The following is a 19201-nucleotide window of genomic DNA, read 5'->3' on the forward strand; positions in this document are numbered from 1 at the left end:
CTCAGCCCGCGGCCCGCTGTTCGATCAGCCCGTCCGTCGGCGGCGGGTTCCCGCCCGGCAACTGCCCCATCTGCCCGCGGAACAGCGTCGCATAGCGACCGCCACGGCGCAGAAGCTCGTCGGGCGCGCCGTCCTCGACGATGCGGCCGCGCTCCACCGTGACGATGCGGTCGGCGATGGCGACGGTGGACAGGCGGTGGGCGATGATCAGCACGGTGCGGCCGGCGCAGATGCGGCGCATGTTGGCCTGGATGATCCGCTCCGATTCATGGTCGAGCGCGCTGGTCGCCTCGTCGAAGATCAGGATGCGCGGGTTGGTGACCAGCGCGCGGGCGATGGCGATGCGCTGCCGCTGCCCGCCCGACAGGCTGGCGCCGCGCTCGCCCACCACGGTGTCGTAGCCGTCGGGCAGCTCGACGACGAAGTCGTGGGCGCCGGCCAGCTTCGCCGCGGCGACGACGCGTGCCATGTCCATGGTCGGGTCGGTCAGCGCGATGTTCTCGCGGATGGATCCCGAGAACAGGACGTTGTCCTGCAGCACCACGCCGATCTGCCGGCGCAGCCACACCGCGTCGGCGGTGGAGAGATCGGTGCCGTCGACCATCACCCGCCCGCGCTCCGGCACATGGAAGCGCTGGAGCAGCTTGGCCAGCGTGCTCTTGCCCGAGCCCGACGTGCCGACGATGCCGACCACCTGTCCCGCCGGGACATGCAGCGACACGTCGCTCAGCGTCTCCGGCCCGTCATGGCGGTAGCGGAAGGTGACGTGGTCGAAGGTCAGGTCACCCCTGATCGCCGGCATGGCGGCGCGGCCGGGGCTCTGCAGCGGTTCGGGCGCGGTGTTCAGGATGTCGCCGATGCGGTGCATCGACAGCCGCACCTGCTGGAAATCCTGCCAGAGCTGGGCGATGCGCAGCACCGGCTGGACGACGCGGCCGGCGAACATGTTGAAGGCGACCAGCTCGCCCACCGTCAGGCTGCCCTCGATCACCAGCTTCGCCCCCAGCCACAGCACCAGCATGGTCGAGATCTTGGAGACGAACTGCACCGACTGGCTGGCGACGTTGTTCAGGTTGCCGGCGCGGAAGCCGGCGCGGACATAGCCGGACAGCTGGTCCTCCCAACGGCGCTGCATGCGCGGCTCGACCGCCATGGCCTTGACCGTCTCGATGCTCGACACCGTCTCGACCAGGAAGCTGTGGTTCTCGGCGCCGCGGGCGAATTTCTCGTCCAGCCGCCGGCGCAGGATCGGCGTCGCCAGCAGGCTGATGACGATGTAGACGGGGAAGGAGGCCGCGACGATCGCCGTCAGCATCGGGCTGTACAGCAGCATCACGCCCAGGAAGACGACGGTGAACAGCAGGTCCAGCACCAGCGTGATGGTGGAGCTGGTCATGAAGTTGCGGATCGTCTCCAGCTCGCGCACGCGGGCGACGCTGTCGCCGACCCGGCGCGCCGCGAAATAGCCCATGGGGAGCGACAGCAGCCGCTGGTACAGCTTGGCCCCCAGCTCCACGTCCAGCCGGTTGGCGGTGTGGGCGAAGGTGTAGGTCCGCAAGCCCCCCAGCACCGCCTCGAACAGGATGACCGCCAGCATGCCGGCCATCAGCACGTCCAGCGTGCCCAGGCTGCGGTGCACCACCACCTTGTCGACCACCACCTGGAAGAACAGCGGCGTCACCAGCGCGAACAGCTGGATGAAGAAGGAGGCGAGCAGAACCTCGCCCAGGATGCCGCGGTATTTCCAGGCGACCGCGCCGAACCAGCGGGCGTCGAAGCGCGGCTGCCCCATGCCCAGCGTGCCCTTGCGGCCGAGACAGATCAGCCGGCCGCTCCACAAGGGTTCGAAGCCCTCGCGGTCGAGGATGCGGGTCTGGTTGGTCGCCGCGTCATGCACCAGCACGCGGTCGTTGCCGGCCTTGGCCAGCACCAGAAAGCCGCCGTCGGGGCCGGGGACCAGCGCCGGCAGCGGCGTGCGCTCCAGCCGCTCCCACTTGGACTTCACCACGCGGGCCTTGGCGCCCAGCCGGTGGGCCTGGCGGACCAGCCCGGTCAGGTCGGGGGATTCGCCGCCGCAGGCATGGCGCACGCCGTCGTAATCGGCCGGGATGCCCAGCATGCGCAGCGCCGACACCAGCCCGGCGATGCCGGGATCGAGACGGGGCCCTGGATTGGAGCCGGGGTTGGAGCCGGGATTGGGGCCGGTTTGGGCGCCAGGGGGAGGAGGGGAGGAGGCGTCCCGCGCCGGATCGGCCGGCGATCCGTCTCGCATCTGTTCCATGAAGGCTTCCCGGTTCCGAAACTCTAAGGGGTGGCGCCGAACGGCTGCGGCCAACCGAAGGTGAGCATCGCGTGCCTGCGCGGCCACCCGAACGATGGGGTACCCCGCATCGTTGGTGTTCAAACGGGGTTGGCCGAACGGCTTGGCGCGCTTTCTCTCCAACCGCTTTTCCTGGACCCGGCGAGGTGCTTGGGAGTAGGCATGCAGCACAGCCGGACTGCCGAAACCGGTGCCGTTTCCCCCTTCGCCGGACACGACCCGCCTTGTCGCCGATCCCCCAGCTCCTGCGCCTTCTGCTCCTGCTGCTGACGCCCCTGTGGCTGTCGCTGGCGGTGGAGGGGCTGGGGCTGCAGGGATCGATGCCGTCGCTGCTGTCCAACTGGCGCCGTTCCGCCGAAGTCGACACCACCCTGGCGCCGCCGAAGGGCTGGCGGGAGCGGGCCTATCTGGCCGCCAACCCCGACGTCGCCGCCGCCGTCCGCAACGGACAACTCTCCAGCGGCTATGCCCACTATGTCCGGCAGGGCCGCGCCGAGGGCCGCCGCGGCGGCTTCGCGGAACAGGTCGGGGAAACGGCCAAGCCGACTCCCGCGCAACCCGCCCCCGAAAAACCGTCACAAGCCCAACCGGCTCAAGTCCAGCCTGTCGAGCCCCAGCCGGCGGCACAGCCAGCCGCAACCTCCATTCCGGCCCCCCCGATCCCGGCCCCCCCGATCCCGACGGCAAAGCCCGAGCCGCAGGACGACGCCCCCGCCCTGCGGACGGAGCCGGCGGTGGAGATCCTGCGTCCCGGCGTCAAGCCGGCCCCCGACGCGCCCACGCGCGCATCCGGAATCCAGACCGTGGCGAGCACGGCGACGCCACGCCATGTGGAGCGTATCCGCACCGCCAACGGCGGCGACGGGCTGCGCGTCGTGCTCGACCTCGACCAGGACCCGCGCTTCGAGACGCCGGTGCGCCGCTCCGACGGCCGGCTGGAGGTGATGCTTCCCGGCACGCTGTGGCAGGCCGCCCCGTCCGGACGCCTGCCGGCGACGACGCTCGCCTACCGGGCGGAGCGGAGCGGCACCGGTACCCGCCTGCTGTTCAGCGACGAGGATGGCGACGCCAAGGGGGATGCCGTCCGGCTGCTCGCCGTCTCCACCCTGGCCCCCGACAAGGACCGCGGCCACCGGCTGCTGATCGACGTGGCGCTGCCTTCCATGGCGAAGGCCGAGCGCAAGGGCCGCTGAGGAAAGGCCCACTGACGGCCTCCCGCCGCAGCGATTTCCCCGATTGTCTTCATGGTTGTCTCGGGCCCCCGGATCGGTTAGCTGTCTGAGCGTTGTCAGTCGCACTGGCCGTAAGCGTTCAACGTCAATCAACGCACTCAACGATCCTCGCGGTCGGAGTGCGTTCTGATGTTCGGACGCCTGTCGACCGCGGACCAGTGTGGAGCACACCCATGAGTCCCCAGCCGACACGCGATCCGGCGAGCGAGCAATCTCAGGGCCGCCTGTTCATCCTGGCCGCCATCCTTTTCGTCTCCTATCTCTGCGTCGCCATCTCCCTTCCCGTCACGCCGCTGTTCGTGGCCGGAACCCTGGGATTGGGCAATTTCTGGGCGGGGTTGGGCGTCGGCAGCGCCTTTCTCGCCACCATCCTCACCCGCAGCTTCGCCGGCAATTTCGTGGACGGCGGCGGGGCCAAGCCGGCGGTGGCGCGCGGACTGGCGCTCTACATCGCCGGCGGGCTGGTCTCGCTTGCCGCCGGGCTGCTGCCGCAGCTGCCCTGGGCGGCCTTCTGCGTCCTTGTTCTGGGGCGTCTGCTGATCGGGCTGGGCGAAAGCCTCGTCGGGGTCGGCGTGATCGCCTGGGGGATCGGCATCGTCGGCCCGCAGCGGTCGGGCAAGGTGCTGGCCCTGGTCGGCGCGGCGCTCTACGGCGCCTTCGCGGCGGGCGGTCCGCTGGGGCTTTTGCTGCTCGACGCCATCGGCTTCGCCGGCACCATGGCGGTCGGCGCCCTGCTGCCGGCGCTGGGGCTGCTGGCGATCCGCCCGATAACGGGGATCGCGGCGCATCCCGGCGCCAGGCGCCCGCCCTTCCGTGCCGTGCTCGGCCGGATCTGGCTGCACGGCACCGTCGTCAGCCTGCAGGGCATCGGCTTCGCCGCCATCGGCGCCTTCTTCTCGCTGCACTTCGTCCATGAATCCTGGCCCTTCGCCGGGCTTGGCCTGACCGCCTTCGGGGTCGGCTTCGTCCTGGTGCGCTTCGCCTTCGGCCATCTTCCCGACCGCATCGGCGGCTTGCCGGTGGCGATGGGATCGCTGGCGGTCGAGGCGGTCGGCCAGCTGCTGGTCTGGAGCGCCGGCGACCCCGCCCTGGCCCTGGCCGGCGCCTTCCTGACCGGGCTCGGCTGCTCCCTGGTCTTTCCCGCCATGGGCCGGGAGGTGGTGCATCTGGTGGAGCCGCATCTGCGGGCGACGGCGCTCGGCGCCTTCGCAGCCTTCCAGGATGTGGCTTATGGCCTGACCGGCCCGGTGGCCGGGCTGCTCGCCGACCGCGCCGGCTACGGCAGCGTCTTCCTGCTGGGCGGCACGGCCGCCGCAGCCGGCTTCCTGACCGCCCTGTCCATGCGCCGGCCCCGGATCGCGGCCGGAGACCGGCCGGTCCAATAAGGAAAGGGGCGGTCCCAAGGTCGCCCCTTTCCTCATCCTCAAGTCTAGATCTCAGGCCGGCAACTCCGTCCGCTGCCGGGTGGCCAGCCCGCCGTCGCCCGCCGCCAGCAGGCCGGAGGCCATGGCGGACGACGAAGAGTCTTGGAAGCCGCCGTCGATCCCCAGCGTCTCCGATCCGGTCATCCCGGCCGCCAGCATGGTGACGGCGATGGGCGTCATGGCGGCGAAGGCGGGCATCGCCACTGTTTCGGACGAGGTGCTGCGCTTGATGTAGGCCAGCTCGACCGCGGCGTCGCTGGTGCCGAACTCCGTGGCGATCTCCGGATGGCTCGCCAGATAGGCCGCCGGATCGAAGGCGGTCAGCGACCGGCCCTCGCTGTAGCCGAACTGGACATAGTGGATTTCGGCCGCCTGGACGTCGGGACCGAAGGCCTGGATCAGGTCCGGGTTGCTGGCGATGTAGCGCAGCGTGTCGAAGCCCTGGGCCGGGCGGCCTTCCGACCGGCCGAACTGGATGTAGTGGGTGGCCGCGGCGTCCGGGCTGAGGCCATAGGCGAGGGCGACGTCCCGGTTGGCGGCCAGATAGTTGTAGCCGTCGAAGGTGACGCTGCGCCCCTCGGCAGCGCCATGCTCGATGAAGTGGCGGGTGCCGGCGTTGGCGTCGGTGCCGAAGGCGGCGATCAGGTCCGGATAGGTGGCGATATAGGCCAGACCGTCGAAGTTGGGGTGCCGCCCCTCGCTGTAGCCGAACTGGATGTAATGCCGGGCCGCGGCGTCGGCGTCGGTGCCGAAGGCCGCGATCAGGTCGGGGTAGGAGGCGGTGTAGGCCAGCGGGTCGAAGGTGACCGTCCGCCCTTCCGCCTGTCCATATTGCTGGTAATGCTGGGTCGCGGCCTCGGTGTTGGTGCCGAAGGCGGCGATCAGGTCGGGATAGGAGGCGATGTAGGCGAGCGCGTTGAAGCCGCCCGACTGCCCGCCGGCGGCCGGCGTCGAGGCGGGATCGGCGGGCGGGAGGGGAGTCGGATCCGGGGTAGGGACTGGCGTCGGATCGGGGACGGGATCCGGGGTGGGGACCGGCGTCGGATCCGGAGTGGGATCCGGCTGCGTGACGGGCGGCGGAGGAGGGGGAGGGGGAGGGGGAGGCGAAACGGCGGCCTGAACGATGGTGACGCCGCCGTTGCCGGCCTGGAACTGGCTGGCCTCGAAGCTGCCGTTCAAGGTCACCGCCAGATCGCTGCCGACCCGCAGGGTGGTGGAGCCGGCGGTCGTCTCGACCTGCATGGCCGTCAGGTCGGCGCCCTCCATCACCAGCCGGTCGCCGATGCCGGCATCGGCGATGGTGACGGTCCCGGCGGTGCCGGCGGCAATGCGGATGATGTCGTCGCCGCCGTTGCCGGTGACGGTCGCCCCGGCCCCGACGGTCAGGTCGTCGGCCCCGGCGGTGCCGGTCAGGGCGACCCGGGCGAAGCCGGCGGCGCCGGACAGGTCCACGGAAGCGCCGGTCCCCGACGCCGTCACCGCAAGCGCGTTGCCGTTGCCGGTCAGCGCCAGCCCGGCCAGCTGCGAGGCGGCGAGCATCAGGGTGGTGCCGCTGCCGGTGAGCTGGATCGCCTCGATGCCCGACAACGCCGTCGCCGACAGGTCGGCGCTGCCGGCGATGCGCAACGTGTCGGACGCCGCGCCGCCGACGATGCTGTCGAAGCCGGCGGCCTGGGTGCCCGTCAGCGTGACGTCATGCCCCTTGCTGCCGGTCAGCTCCAGCCGCTCCACCCCGGTCAGCGTCATCCCCGTCAGGTCGATCGTGGGGGAGGCGACGTCGGTGTAGTATTCCAGATCGTAGCCGTTGTAGCTGGTCAGGTTGTCGGACCGGACCTCCAGCGTGTCGGTGCCGTCGCCGCCGTCGAAGCTGACGGTGCCGGCGTCATACTGGCTGACCACGATGTAGCGGTCGTTGCCGCCCTCGCCATAGAGGGTGTCGGCCTGGGTCTGGGCGTAGCTCCCGGAACTGACGATGCCGGCCAGGATGGTGTCGTCGCCGTCGCCGCCATGGATGGTGTCGCGTTCCCAGTCGCCCTTCATCAGGTCGTTGCCGGCATCGCCATAAAGCAGGTCGGCGCCGCCGCCGCCGGCCATCGTGTCGTTGCCGATGCCGCCGTGAAGCTCGTCATTGTCGGCGCGGCCGTACATCAGGTCGGTGCCGCCGCCGCCGAAGATGGTGTCGTTGCCGTCGCCGGCCTCCAGCGTGTCGTTGCCGGCCCCGCCATACTCGACGTCGTTGCCGCCATGGCCCCAGAACCACACCGCGCTGTCGCCGGCGGTCAGGCTGTCGGCATATTCGGAGCCGACCCAGCGCTGGATGTCGACGAAGCTGTCGCCGGCCGCCTCGCCGGTGTTGTTGGCGCCGTTGGTCAGGTCCAGGGTGATGCCGGTGGTGGCGTTCTCGTAGGTGACGATGGTGAAGCCGTTGCCGCCGACATAATGGTCGCCGCCCAGCCCGCCGTTCAGCGTGTCGCCGGCCGACTGGCCGCTGTTGCCGCCGCCGACCAGCGTGTCGTCGCCCGCCCCGCCGAGCAGGCTGTCGTTGCCGGTACCGCCGACGATGCTGTCGTTGCCGGCCCCGCCGTTGATGGTGTTGCCGCCATCGTCGCCGATCAGCGTGTCGTCGCCGTCGGTGGCCGTGCCGCTGTAGGCCAGACGGTGGACCCAGGCGCCGGTGTCGGAGACGGGCAGGGACGCGACGATCGGCCCGGTGGTCACGTCGAGGTCCCAGGAGGCGCCCAGCGACGGATGGCCGACCGGATGGCTGGCGGCGGCAACGCGCGCGCCGGTCGCCTGCGCGAGCGCTGCGGCGAAGCGGCCGCCGTCCGCACCGGTGTCGCAGGCATGGATCAGGATCTCGGTCCCCGGCGCCTGCGGCCAATCGCGCCCCTCTGCCTTGCGGCCGGACAGCGCCACGACATCCAGCCGGCCGGCACCCAGCCGGACCGCACCCGGTTCGCCATGGGCCAGCAGATGGATGGCCGCCGGCCGGTCGGCGAGGGCGTCACTCAGAGCGTTGGCCAGGGCCTCCCCGCCATCCTCGTCTGCCATCACCCGGATGATCCGGACGCCGGGCCGGCAACGGTCGAGCAGCAGGTCGAGATCGTCGAGGCTGGCGTCCGCAATCAGTACGTCGCGCAAGGATGGTCCTCCTTCATGGCCGCCGGCGGCAGCGGCAATATTCCCTCAGACCGAACGGCCTCCTCCCCCGAATGTGAGGAATGGACGCACATCAACAATTCGATAAGTCGGGGTATTGCCGGCAAGAACGGGTGACCACCTGCAGGAAATCGCAAGAAGGAGAGTGCGATTTCAGACGGTGACTTCAGCAGATCTCCGCGCTCCACCGTATTTGACCAAAATTGCCGCTTTGCGGGAAAAATCCTTTTGCACACACGAAAAAGCGGTAGATCCGAGCCGGGCCGCGGCAAGACTCCAAGGTCAGAAACCAACATTTTAGATCATGATTTCATGACACCAAATCGACACATAAGGGCGCTTATGGAAAAACGGCCAAGCTCCGGCTCCGGCCGCTCACTCCCCGGCGGGGTTCACCACCGCCTGCCCGCGGGAGATGTCGGCGACCAGCCGGATGAACGCGTCGGCCCGGTCGCGGGGAAGCGTGACATGAAGCTGGACCCCGTCGGGGGTGAAGCCCGTCGTCTCCACCCGCGTGCCGGGAAAGCCGCCAAGCGCCGAGCGGATGCGCGCCTCGTCGGCGAAGGCGCAGGCGACCGACAGGGTGGCGTAATCGACGATGGGCTCGCGCTCCGCCGCCTTCAGGCAGCTGGCCGCCGTGCCGCCATAGGCGCGCACCAGCCCGCCCGCCCCCAGCAGGATGCCGCCGAACCAGCGGCTGACCACCACCGCCACCCGGTCCAGCTCCTGCCCCTCGATGGCCTGCAGGATCGGCCGCCCGGCCGTCCCGCCCGGTTCGCCGTCGTCGCTGAAGCGATAGACGTCGCCGACCCGCAAGGCCCAGCAATTGTGGCCGGCGTCGGGCATGCTGCACTCGGCGATGAAGCGGCGCGCCTCCTCCTCGCTGTCGGCCGGGGCGGCCTGGGCCAGGAAGCGGCTCTTCTTGATCTCCTGCTCGAACCGTTCGGTCCTGACGAGGGTGAACATCTCCCGCCTACAGCACGAAGTCGAAGGCGGAGAAGCTGTAGTTGGCGATGTTGACCTGGACGCGGAAATCGGCCGTGCGATCGCCGTTCACGTCGCCCTCGATCAGCGTCACCGCGCCGGAGGCCTGATAGCGCAGCTGGCCGGCCGCACTGAAGCCGGCGGTGCCGATGAAGGTGAAGGCGTCATTGTCGGTGGTGCCGGTGATGGCGTCGATCTCCGACAGGTCGATGCGGTCGCCCTCGGCGCCGACGGTGGCATAGCTCGCCAGCCCCTTCAGCGCCTCCGCCGCCACGACGGCGCCGTTGAAGTTGAGGATGACGTCGGGGGCGGCCAGGGTGGATTCGGTCAGGTTGCGGATGGAGAAGACGTCCGCCCCGGCGCCGCCGTCCATCAGGTCGGCGCCATAGCCGCCGATCAGCGTGTCGCTGCCGTTGCCGCCCAGCAGAACGTCCTCGTAGGTGGTCGTCGTGTCGGCGGCGTTGACGGAGATCTCGTGGTTGCGGTCGGAATAGACGTCGCCGAACATCACGTCGTCGCCGTTGCCGCCGCGCAGCACGTCGCTGCCCAGCCCGCCATAGAGCGTGTCGTTGCCGCCGCCGCCGTCCAGCCAGTCGTTGCCGGCCCCGGCGTCGAGCCAGTCGTTGCCTTCCTCGCCCAGCAGGGTGTCGTTGCCGACGACGTCGATGAGGTCGCCGCGCATCAGGTCGTCGCCCGCCCCGCCGAACATCAGGTCGTTGCCCGCCCCGCCCTCCAGCTGGTCGGCGCCGTCGCCGCCCAGCAGGACGTCGTTGCCGGCATTGCCGAACAGCGTGTCGTTGCCGGTCAGCCCGGCGATGGTGTCGTTGCCGCCGCCGCCGCCGATGGCGTCGCCCATGATCCCGCCGACCAGATAATCGTTGCCGGTGGAGGCCGAGGACGAGACGGTCAGCCCGGTCAGCGAGGGCTGGGAGAAGCTGAGCAGCGACCCCACCGGATAGACCCCGTCGGTTGCCTGCAGCAGCTCGATGCCGGTCAGCGTGTCGGTGCCGTCGGGCCCGCTGACCAGCAGGTTGCCGTTGCTGTCGATGGACAGCGAATAGGAGGCGAGCGCGCCGGTCAGTACGAAGGTATCGATGCCGCCCAGCCCGTCCACCGCGTCGGTGATCGGGTTGCCCAGCGCATCATAGGCGGCGCTGCCGCTCAGCGTGTCGTTGCCGGTCGTGCCGGTCACCGGCACCGGTGCGCCCAATGGCCCCCCCAATGGCGCCTCCTGCCTGGACAGCAGGTCCGCCGCCCAGGCGGGAGCCGCCGCCCCGGACAGGCGGGGCGTCGCCCGCAGCGGCCGGCCCTCGTTCCGCCCGAAGACCAGGTAATGGAGTTCGGCCGCCGTGGTGTCGCCGCCGGTCGCCGCCGCCACATCGGCGTTGGCCGCCAGATAGGCCGCCGCATCGAAGGTGACGCCGCGCCCCTCGCTCCGCCCGAAGCTCAGGTAATGGAGGGTCGCGGCCCGGCTGTCGGTGCCGAAGGCGGCGATCAGGTCGGGATAGGAGGCGAGGTAGCCCAGCGCGTCGAAGCCGGTCGTCCGCCCTTCGCGGGCGCCATAGACCAGATAATGCTGCCGGGCGGCCTCGGCATCGACGCCGACCGCCGCCAGCACGTCCGGGTTGACGGCCAGATAGCTCAGCCCGTCGAAACCGCCGAGGCTGCGTCCCTCGTTCCGGCCGTTCCAGGCGTAATGGGCCGCCGCCGCGATGGTGTTGTCGCCGAAGGCGACGGCAAGGTCGCGGTTGGCCGCGAGGTAGCTGCGCGCGTCGAAGGCGAAGGCAGACGGAGCGGCGGTGCGGCCGTCGATGGTCAGCAGCTCGACATCGGTCAGGGTATCGATGCTGCGGCTCGACACCACGGCATAGCGCCGGCCGCTGCCGTCGAGCGCCACCACCACCGGCGTCTCCGCCCGGTAGCTGCCGCCCTGCAGGGCATAGCGGCGCGGATCCGCGGTGTAGATGGCGCGGTCGGTGCCGCCGCCGCCGTCGAAGCTGCGCCCGCCGGGGACGCCCAGATAGACGCTGTCGTTGCCGTCCGCCCCGACGAAGCCGTCGATCTGCTGGAAGGTCCGGGCGCCGAGCCGGTCGAGCGTCCCGCCGGTCAGCGGAACATTCAGCCCCTCGATCCGGTAGCGCAGGTTGCCGGCCGCATCGCGGTCGGTCAGGCCGGTGAAGCGGACGCTCGCCGCCGCCCCGCTGCCGGCGGCGGCATAGTCGAGCGTGACGGCATGCGCCCGCCCGGCGACGGTGCGGGTGACGGTCTGGCTGCCGGTCCCGGCGGCGATGGAAGCGGCATCCGGCAGGGTGGTGAAGGCGTCGGCGACGAACCCGTTCGCCAGCCGGGACTCGTCCATATCGAGGGCAAAGCCCTGCCCCGCCACCAGCCGCGCCATGCACGCCCCCTAGCCGTCCCCCCTGGCGCCGCGAGGCGGCGCCGCCCGGCCGATCAGGCCGGATGAACCAGGTCAGATGACCTGGAGATAGGCCGGGTCGAGCGCGCCGTGGCGGAACGGGATCCAGTCCTTGTGGTCGGCGCGGTACTGCAGGCCGTAGGGGTTCTTGAAGAAGATCTTCTGCAGCGGCTGGCCGCCTTCGGCGCGGGTGCGCTCCAGGTCGATCAGCGGCGAGGAGGCGAACACCTTCTCCCACAGCTCGGTGTTGTCCACCTCGCGGCCGGCGTTCTTCACATAGTCGCGCGCGGTGTCGCTGAGCTGCCAAGCCTCTTCGACCATCGCGTAATAGTCCACAGTACCCTCGGCCATGGCCTTCGAACTCCAACCAGCGTTGCACAGAGTTTCCGCTCACATAGCGCATTTCCGGCGGCAAAGGAACCACCTGCGCGCCGCAGCGGTCGAGTGCGGCCGGTCCCCGCCGGCCACACCCTTGAGATGATGTTACGGACGGTCCGTCGCCGCTCCGTCGATGGCCCGCCCGTTCATTATGGCTGTGGGCATGGGCGCGGGCAGCGCGGCGGCCGGCCGCGTCTTGCGTAGCGGGGCGGCCAGCTTCTCCCACGACCGGGTGCGCAGCAGCCGGCCGGCCACCCCCAGCCCGACCGCCAGCAGCCCGGTCAGGCTGATCGCCGCCCCCACCGGCCCGCCGACCAGCAGCCCGGCCAGCCCGGCCGCACCGGCCAGCAGCGCGCGCAGGCCGATGGTCAGCGCCACCGCCCCCGTCCCCGGCGCCAGCCGCGGCAGCAGAACCAGCAGAAGCCCGCAATCGACCGCGGTGCGCAGGCTCCAGGCCACGGCGGCGCCGGTCGCGCCATAGCGCTCGGCCAGCAGCCACAGCACGCCCAGATAGACCGGCAGTTCGGCCATCTGCAGCCTTGCGGTCACGTCGACCCGCCCGACGCTCTGGATCAGGGTGTTGGGCACATAGGCGGTGGCGTTGAAGAAGACGCCCAGCATCAGGATCGACAGCACCGACGCGCTGTTGGCGGCGAAGGCCGGACCCAGCCACAGTTCCAGCGCCGTCTCGCCGCCGACGATGGTGGCGGCCTGCATGACCAGGAACACCGCCAGCGTCAGATGGCCGCCGGCGTCCAGGATGCGGCCCAGCGCCGGCGGATCCCGCCGGAACAGGCTGGAGGCCAGCGGGAACAGCGCCAGCGACAGCGCGCCGGGGATCACCATCAGCCGCGACAGCAGCTCGAACGGGGTGGTGTAGAAGGCGACCATCGCCGCCGGAACGAGGCTGAGCAGGATGAAGCGGTCGGCATAGAGCATCGCCGGGCCGACCAGATTGTTCAGCATCATCCAGGCGCTCATGGTGAACAGCCCGCGCAGGGACGGGCGGCCCCAGCGGCCGGGGCGCAGCAGGTCCGGCACTTGGCCCACCGCCAGGATGCCGTAGCCGACCAGCCCGACGAAGCGCCCCACCGCGATGGCGGCGATCACCGGCACCAGGCTCTGGCTGAAGGGCAGGACGCAGAGCGGGCTCAGGTAATTCAGCACCCCCACCGTCATCCGCACCAGGCTGATCGGGCGGAAGCGCTGGTGCGCCTCCAGCACGCCGCGCAGGCCGGCGGAGATCAGCGCGATCGGCACGATGGCCGCCGCCACCAGCAGGCTGAGCCGGATCTCGTCCGGCGAGGTGCCGGTCTCCAGCTGGAAGCGGTCGGCCAGCAGCCCGGCGCCCAGCGCCACCACCCCGCCGGTCAGCAGGCCGATGGCGCCCATCAGGGCGATGGCCGGCCCGGCGATGCCCGCAGTATTCGCAGAGCTGCTGGCGGCGCTCGCAGAGCCGTTGCCGTGCTCCGCCCCATGCCCGATCCGGTCGGCGACGACCTGGACCAGCGACCGTCCCAGCCCGAGGTCCAGCACGCCCAGATAGCCGAGCAGCGCCCAGATCAGGGTCAGCGCGCCGAAGCGCTCCATCCCGACGGCGGAGATGAGCCACGGAATCGACAGCAGGGCCGCCGCCATGGGCAGCCCCTCGCCGAGCAGATTCCAGAGCGTGTTGCGAAGCAAAATCGAAGGTCCGTACGCGAAACACTGTGGAGCGGCGTTCGGGATGACCCGACCCCGGCCATGCGGCTCTTCAGCCGTTGGACCTAGGCCTATGCCGTCCTGACGACGCCATTGTTATCCGTCCATCCTGTCCAAAACGCTAACGGAATCGCTTGGATGAAACGGTGTGGATCCTGAACGTCCCGACGGATGGCCGATAGGACACCCGTCAGGACAGAGCCCGCTCCAGCGCCGCGGCGACCCGGTCGACGTCGCCGTCGGCCATGGCCGGGAACAGCGGCAGCGACAGCGTGCGGTCATAATGGGCCATGGCGCCGGGCAGGACGGGGTCGCCGTAGCGGCGGCGCCAGTAGGGTTGGCGATGGACCGGGATATAGTGCACCTGGGTGCCGACGCCCAGGGCGCGCAGGGCCGCCATCACGGCGGACCGGGTCCGCCCCGCGGCATCGAAGTCGATGCGGGCGGCGCACAGGTGCCAGGCCGGCCGGCACCAGGGCACCTGGGCCGGCGGCCGCACCAGCGGGGCCAGCGGCGCCAGCCGCCCGGCATAGAGCGCCATCAGCCGCGCCCGCCGGTCGACGAAGCGGTCGAGCCGGCCGAGCTGGCTCAGCACCAGGGCCGCGTGGATGTCGGACAGGCGATGGTTGAAGCCGGGCTCCACCATCTCATAGTACCAGGGGTTGGCGTTCCCCTCCGCGTCGAGTGCTGCCTCGGGATCGGCGAAGCCTTCCCCAGCATGGGGCTCGCGCATCATGCCGTGGTTGCACAGGCGGCGGACCCGCGCCATCAGCGCCGGATCGCTGCCGGTGACCGCCCCGCCCTCCCCCGCCGCGATGGTCTTGACCGGGTGGAAGGAGAAGACGGTCAGCGACCCCGCCGCCACCTCCGGCCGGCCGGCGCCGACCGGCACCTCACGGCCGCCGGACAGATCAACCGTGCCGATGGCGTGGCAGGCGTCCTCGACCAGCGCCAGCCCTTCGGCCTGCGCGAGTGCCGCCAGTTCATCCATCGGGGCGGTCTGCCCGGCGTAATGGACGGGGGCAAGCGCGCGGACGCGCCAGCCGGCTTTGCGGGCGCGGGCGATGGCGGCCTCGGCTTCGGCCACCCCCATCAGGCCGCTGTCGGGCTCGACGTCGGCGAAGGCGACCTCTGCCCCGGCATGGCGGGCGGCCGAGGCGGTGGCGAGGAAGGTGTTGGACGGCACCACCACCGCGTCGCCCGGCCCGATGCCGAGCGCGGCATAGGCCAGCCGCAGCGCCGCGGTGCCGTTGGCGCAGGCCACCGCCTCGGCCGCCCCGACCCGCGCGGCCAACGCCCGCTCGAAGCCGGCGACCGCCGGCCCCTGGGTCAGCCAGTCGCCGCGCAGCACCGCCGCCACCGCGGCGATGTCCTCCTCCTCCACCGACTGGCGGCCATAGGGGAGGAAAGGCAACTCCGCCGGCAGGGGCTCCGTCATCAGGGCGCTTCCGCCAGCAGGCGGCGCAGCCGCTCGCCGTCCAGCCAGTCGTCGTTGCCGTCGCTGGCATAGCGGAAGCCGTCGGTCACCGGGCGGGCGTCCAGCCGCTCGTACGGCGCATGTTGCCAGAAGGTGAAGGCCGGCTCGATGACGTAGCGGTCTTCCAACTCGTAGGTCTGGCGGGAATCATCCTCGGTGATCATCACCTCGTGCAGCTTCTCGCCCGGCCGGATGCCGACGATCCGCTGCGGCAGATCCGGCGCCATGGCGCGGGCGAGGTCGGCGATGCGCATGCTCGGGATCTTCGGCACGAAGATCTCGCCGCCCTGCATCATGGCGAAGCAGGACAGCACGAAATCGACGCCATGCTGCAGGGTGATCCAGAAGCGGGTCATCCGCTCGTCGGTGACCGGCAGATGGTCGGCCCCCTCGGCGATCATCTTGCGGAACAGCGGGACGACGCTGCCGCGCGACCCCACCACGTTGCCGTAGCGCACCACCGCGAAGCGGGTGTCGAGCGCGCCCGACAGGTTGTTGGCGGCGATGAAGATCTTGTCCGACGCCAGCTTGCTGGCGCCATAGAGGTTGATCGGGTTGGCCGCCTTGTCGGTCGACAGCGCGACCACACGCCGCACCCCCGCCGACAGCGCTGCCCGCACCACATTCTCCGCCCCATAGACGTTGGTGTTGATGCACTCCATCGGGTTGTATTCGGCGGCCGGCACATGCTTCAGCGCCGCGGCATGGACGCAGAAATCGACGCCGCGCATCGCCAGCTTCAGCCGCTCGCAATCGCGCACGTCGCCGATGAAGTAACGCAGCGTCGGCGCCCACTCCGCCGGCATGTGCTGCTGCATCTCGTACTGCTTGAACTCGTCGCGGGAGAAGATGATGACCCGGCGCGGTTTGGCGTGGCGCATCACCGTCTCGACGAAGCGGCGCCCGAAGGAGCCGGTCCCCCCCGTCACCAGGACCGAGCGGCCGTCCAGCATGCGCAACCCCGCCTCCAGACCTCCGTCCGCCCCGTCCGGGGTCCATGCCTCGGGTCCGCTGGCCTTGCTGGAATGAGTCGTCACCGCCGGTTCCATCCGTTGAAGGTCCGCATCGCTCGAAACCGCCTGGAGGCCTCCCGCGCTCCGGATGGTCCGGGGCGGGCGCCAAGTCGGGATCGAAATGAACCCCGACCGTAGCCGGTGCTTTCTGACGATCGGGTTAATTCACTCCGTCCCCCGGCGCAAGGCCCCTGGCAGGCGGACAGGAGGGCAGCCTCCCCGCCTGCACGTCCTCCAGCAGGCGGATCTGCGCCGGCAGGCAGACGGTGGCGAGGTCGAAGCGCTCCACCGCCGTCATCCTTGCGGCGGCCGACAGGGCGGCGCGCAGATCCGGGTCGTCCAGCGCCGTCTCCACCCGGTCGGCGAGCGCCATGGGATCGAAGAAGCCGGTCAGCAGCCCGTTCACCCCGTCCTCGATCACCTCGGCGACCGGCGGCGTGTCGGACCCGACGATGACGGCGCCGCAGGCCATCGCCTCCAGCATCGACCAGGACAGGACGAAGGGGAAGGTCAGGTAGATGTGGGCGCGTGAGACGCGCAGGACCGACAGGTAGTCCTCATAGGGCAGCTTTCCCAGCACATGCAGCCGCGACGCTTCCGGCCTGGGAGTGCCGGCGGCGTCCAGCATCGTCTCCCGCCACATCGTCTCGCGCCAGGTGCCGCCCCCCTCCGGTGGCGCGCCGTAGCTGACCTCGTCGCCGCCCACCACCAGGATGTGCAGCTTCGGCCGGCGCCGCAGCAGCTCCGCCGCCGCCCGCATGAAGGTGGGAAAGCCGCGGTAGGGCTCCAGGTTGCGGGCGACATAGGTCACCACCTCGTCCTCGCGCGACAGGGTCCGGCCGTCGGGCAGGGTGACGGTGGCGGCCGGATCCGGCCGGCAGGCCGCGGTGTCGACCCCGTCATGGATCACCGAGATGCGCGGGCGGAAGACGTCGGGATGCTGGCGCCGCTGCCATTCGGTCGGGCTGACGCCCCAGTCCATCGCCTCCAGCCCGGCCAGCAGCGAGGCGTTCTTGGTGCGGATGCGGCAGCGCGTCTCCAGCGTCACCGGCCGTTCCGGGTCGAAGCCGACGTCCGACCCGTCGGCCCGATAGAAGAACTCGCAATAGAGCAGCAGGCGGGCGTCCGGGAACAGGTCCTTCAGGAACAGCGCCTCGCCCCAGCCGGGATGGGCGCAGATCACGTCGGGGGTGAAGCCCGCCTTCTGCAGGGCCAGCCCGGCCCGCACCGCGCCCTGCCCGTGCAGGACCTGCCCCTCGAACATGCGGATATAGGGGTGGGTGCCCTCCCCCGGCTCGCGCGTCGGCCGGTAGAGCGCCATCTGCACGCCCTTCGGCAGCTCGCGCCGGACCTTGCCGATGAAGGCGACCTGATGGGCCGGGTCGGCCGCGAAATGGCGGACGAGATGCTTGTACTGGCCAGGGGTGTTCTGGTGGACGAACAGGATCCGCATGGAAAAACAATGCCCGGAAGACGGAGAAGCGGGGCGACAGCCTGCAACCATCCGGCGGCGCTGTCGATGGGGAATGGGGTTTCCCGATCTGGCCGCAATCTGACTGCGATCGGATAGGAACGGCTTCTTCATGAAAAAGCGAATGGGAAAAGGCGGTACAGAAAAACCGCAGAAATGAAGGGTCGCTGAGATGCCGCGAAATCACCCCGGCCTGTACCCTCCTGCAACCTCCCGGCTGTGATCCAAACAACGACTACACGGATTTTCATTGCCATTGGGCATATTGCTTAAGTACAGGTTTCTATCATTGAATGCGTTGGGGGAGCATTGAAAATGGAATTTCTTCCGTTGAAACGCCTCAAGGCTGCCGTCGGCCTGGGGGGTGCGGTTGCCGCGGCGATGCTCGGCGGCAGCATGCCGGCGGGGGCGGCCGAGCTGTTCGGGCTGAGCGGCACGGTCACCGGCACCAACGGCGTCTCGCAGAGCGGCTCGGTGACGTTCAACGCCATCGAGGACATGGCCAACAAGCTCGACAATGCCGGGCTGCGCTCCGTGTTCAGCAACTACACCAGCGTGTCGGCCGCCAACGTGACGCTGAACGTCCGCGGCCTTCCGGCGACGGCGTCCTACGCGCTCAACTCCACCGCGCTGCGCTTCCAGGTGCCGTCGGCCGGCATCGACATCACCTTCCGGGGAGCCACCCGCGACCAGAGCCAGGACCAGCTGCTGGACTTCCTCAAGGGCAAGGGGTCCGGCATCCTGACCGAGATGCTGAAGTCGCTCGTCGCCAACTCGCCGGTCGATCCGGTGGCCGGCAACCCGGCCAGCCTTCAGAGCCGCATGAGCGAGCAGACCTTCGGCAACGCCACCGGCTTCGGCACTCTGGGCGATCCCACCGGGACGCCGGACGGCAAGGGCGGCTTCGTGGCCGTGCCCAACCTCGCCACCGTGGGCGGAGACGTCGGCGTCGCGCGGTCCGGCGGCTACACCAGCCAGATCGCCACGATCCCGATCAAGTACTCGTACTATTTCAGCGATCCGCGCTACGCCATCACCGTCGACCTGCCGATCACCTATGTCCGCACCGAAGGCGCCAATTCCGGTCAGGCCTCGCTCGGCCTCGGCTTCCGCTTCCCGGTTGCCGAGAACTGGTATCTGGTCCCCTCCGCCCGCGTCGGCGCGGCCGGTTCGCTGGACCTCGGCGCCGGGGCGCTTCTGTATTCGGGCGATCTGACCAGCGTCTACAACATCTACACCGGCGACCTGAAGGTCACGATCGGCAACGGCGTCGGCTATTACCGCTCGCAGAAGCTCCATATCGGCGACGTCAGCATCGACTACGACCTGCAGAACACCGCGCTGAAGAACGGCGTCAGCGTCGAAGGGCCGCTGGGCTTCACGATGTTCGACCGGCCGACCTCCTGGCAGGCTTACGTCACCGACACCCACATGTTCGGCGACAAGCTGTATGTGCAGCATTACGACGAAGTCGGCCTGCTGTTCGGCACCCGCCCGACCATGGACGGCCAGTCCTGGGACTCCTTCCGCCTCGGCGTCAGCTACACGCACGGCAACAACTACAACGCTCTGAAGGCCAATTTCGGCTACCGCTTCTGACGCGGAACCGGGTTTCCCGCGAGGCCG

The 19201-nt window shown here is 70.1% G+C and carries 12 protein-coding genes; 3 read left to right on the forward strand and 9 right to left on the reverse strand.

All coding sequences use genetic code 11. The features are described 5' to 3' along the window. Window position 1 precedes the first annotated feature (1 nt). Window positions 2–2281, reverse strand: coding sequence for a type I secretion system permease/ATPase (locus FZ029_RS07950; RefSeq protein ID WP_247892198.1), 2280 nt, complete (start codon window positions 2279–2281; stop codon window positions 2–4). A 263-nt stretch (window positions 2282–2544) separates the two neighbouring features. On the opposite strand from FZ029_RS07950, the gene FZ029_RS07955 reads away from it, so the two are divergent. After that, window positions 2545–3513, forward strand: a complete 969-nt coding sequence (locus tag FZ029_RS07955) for a hypothetical protein (protein WP_149268768.1) — start codon at window positions 2545–2547, stop codon at window positions 3511–3513. 212 nt (window positions 3514–3725) lie between these two features. Further along, window positions 3726–4937 carry an MFS transporter gene (locus FZ029_RS07960; RefSeq protein WP_149268769.1) on the forward strand — a complete coding sequence of 404 codons (1212 nt, stop codon included), beginning with the start codon at window positions 3726–3728 and terminating at the stop codon, window positions 4935–4937. 51 nt (window positions 4938–4988) lie between these two features. Here FZ029_RS07960 and FZ029_RS33285 read toward each other — a convergent pair whose 3' ends face one another. From FZ029_RS33285 to FZ029_RS08000, 8 genes are all read right to left on the reverse strand, one after another. After that, window positions 4989–8117 (reverse strand): DUF4347 domain-containing protein, encoded by a 3129-nt coding sequence (locus FZ029_RS33285; protein WP_211104118.1) that lies wholly within the window; start codon window positions 8115–8117, stop codon window positions 4989–4991. A 393-nt stretch (window positions 8118–8510) separates the two neighbouring features. Next, window positions 8511–9101 carry a YigZ family protein gene (locus tag FZ029_RS07970; protein ID WP_149268770.1) on the reverse strand — a complete coding sequence of 197 codons (591 nt, stop codon included), beginning with the start codon at window positions 9099–9101 and terminating at the stop codon, window positions 8511–8513. A gap of 7 nt (window positions 9102–9108) precedes the next feature. Further along, entirely contained in the window at window positions 9109–11517 is a 2409-nt protein-coding gene (locus tag FZ029_RS07975; RefSeq protein ID WP_149268771.1) for a calcium-binding protein, read from the reverse strand. A gap of 72 nt (window positions 11518–11589) precedes the next feature. Then, window positions 11590–11886 carry a hypothetical protein gene (locus FZ029_RS07980; RefSeq protein ID WP_044553747.1) on the reverse strand — a complete coding sequence of 99 codons (297 nt, stop codon included), beginning with the start codon at window positions 11884–11886 and terminating at the stop codon, window positions 11590–11592. Between the two features lie 132 nt (window positions 11887–12018). Then, the gene (locus FZ029_RS07985) at window positions 12019–13596 is read right to left on the reverse strand and encodes a flippase (protein WP_149268772.1); all 1578 of its coding nucleotides are present in this window, start codon (window positions 13594–13596) and stop codon (window positions 12019–12021) included. A 208-nt stretch (window positions 13597–13804) separates the two neighbouring features. Further along, window positions 13805–15052: an aminotransferase class I/II-fold pyridoxal phosphate-dependent enzyme gene (locus tag FZ029_RS07990; RefSeq protein ID WP_149268773.1), complete on the reverse strand. Its 1248-nt coding sequence runs from the start codon at window positions 15050–15052 to the stop codon at window positions 13805–13807. Further along, window positions 15052–16128: a UDP-N-acetylglucosamine 4,6-dehydratase (inverting) gene (gene pseB / locus FZ029_RS07995; RefSeq protein ID WP_211104119.1), complete on the reverse strand. Its 1077-nt coding sequence runs from the start codon at window positions 16126–16128 to the stop codon at window positions 15052–15054. Before pseB ends, FZ029_RS07990 begins: the two co-directional genes overlap by 1 nt. A 136-nt stretch (window positions 16129–16264) precedes the next feature. After that, complete coding sequence (locus FZ029_RS08000) at window positions 16265–17557, reverse strand: glycosyltransferase family 4 protein (protein ID WP_149268774.1); 1293 nt, start codon at window positions 17555–17557, stop codon at window positions 16265–16267. Window positions 17558–17905: 348 nt separating this feature from the next. On the opposite strand from FZ029_RS08000, the gene FZ029_RS08005 reads away from it, so the two are divergent. Beyond that, a complete protein-coding gene (locus FZ029_RS08005; protein ID WP_149268775.1) occupies window positions 17906–19174 on the forward strand; it encodes a hypothetical protein in 1269 nt (422 codons plus the stop codon). The last annotated feature ends 27 nt before the right edge of the window (window positions 19175–19201 follow it).

It is taken from the genome of Azospirillum sp. Sh1 (assembly GCF_008365135.1).
GTDB lineage: Bacteria > Pseudomonadota > Alphaproteobacteria > Azospirillales > Azospirillaceae > Azospirillum > Azospirillum oryzae.

Coding starts and splice junctions, on each gene's coding strand:
- FZ029_RS07950 (WP_247892198.1), bottom strand. CDS start 2,281: ATGGAACAGATGCGAGACGGATCGCCGGCCGATCCGGCGCGGGACGCC.
- FZ029_RS07960 (WP_149268769.1), top strand. CDS start 3,726: ATGAGTCCCCAGCCGACACGCGATCCGGCGAGCGAGCAATCTCAGGGC.
- FZ029_RS07970 (WP_149268770.1), bottom strand. CDS start 9,101: ATGTTCACCCTCGTCAGGACCGAACGGTTCGAGCAGGAGATCAAGAAG.
- FZ029_RS07975 (WP_149268771.1), bottom strand. CDS start 11,517: ATGGCGCGGCTGGTGGCGGGGCAGGGCTTTGCCCTCGATATGGACGAG.
- FZ029_RS07980 (WP_044553747.1), bottom strand. CDS start 11,886: ATGGCCGAGGGTACTGTGGACTATTACGCGATGGTCGAAGAGGCTTGG.
- FZ029_RS07990 (WP_149268773.1), bottom strand. CDS start 15,052: ATGACGGAGCCCCTGCCGGCGGAGTTGCCTTTCCTCCCCTATGGCCGC.
- FZ029_RS08000 (WP_149268774.1), bottom strand. CDS start 17,557: ATGCGGATCCTGTTCGTCCACCAGAACACCCCTGGCCAGTACAAGCAT.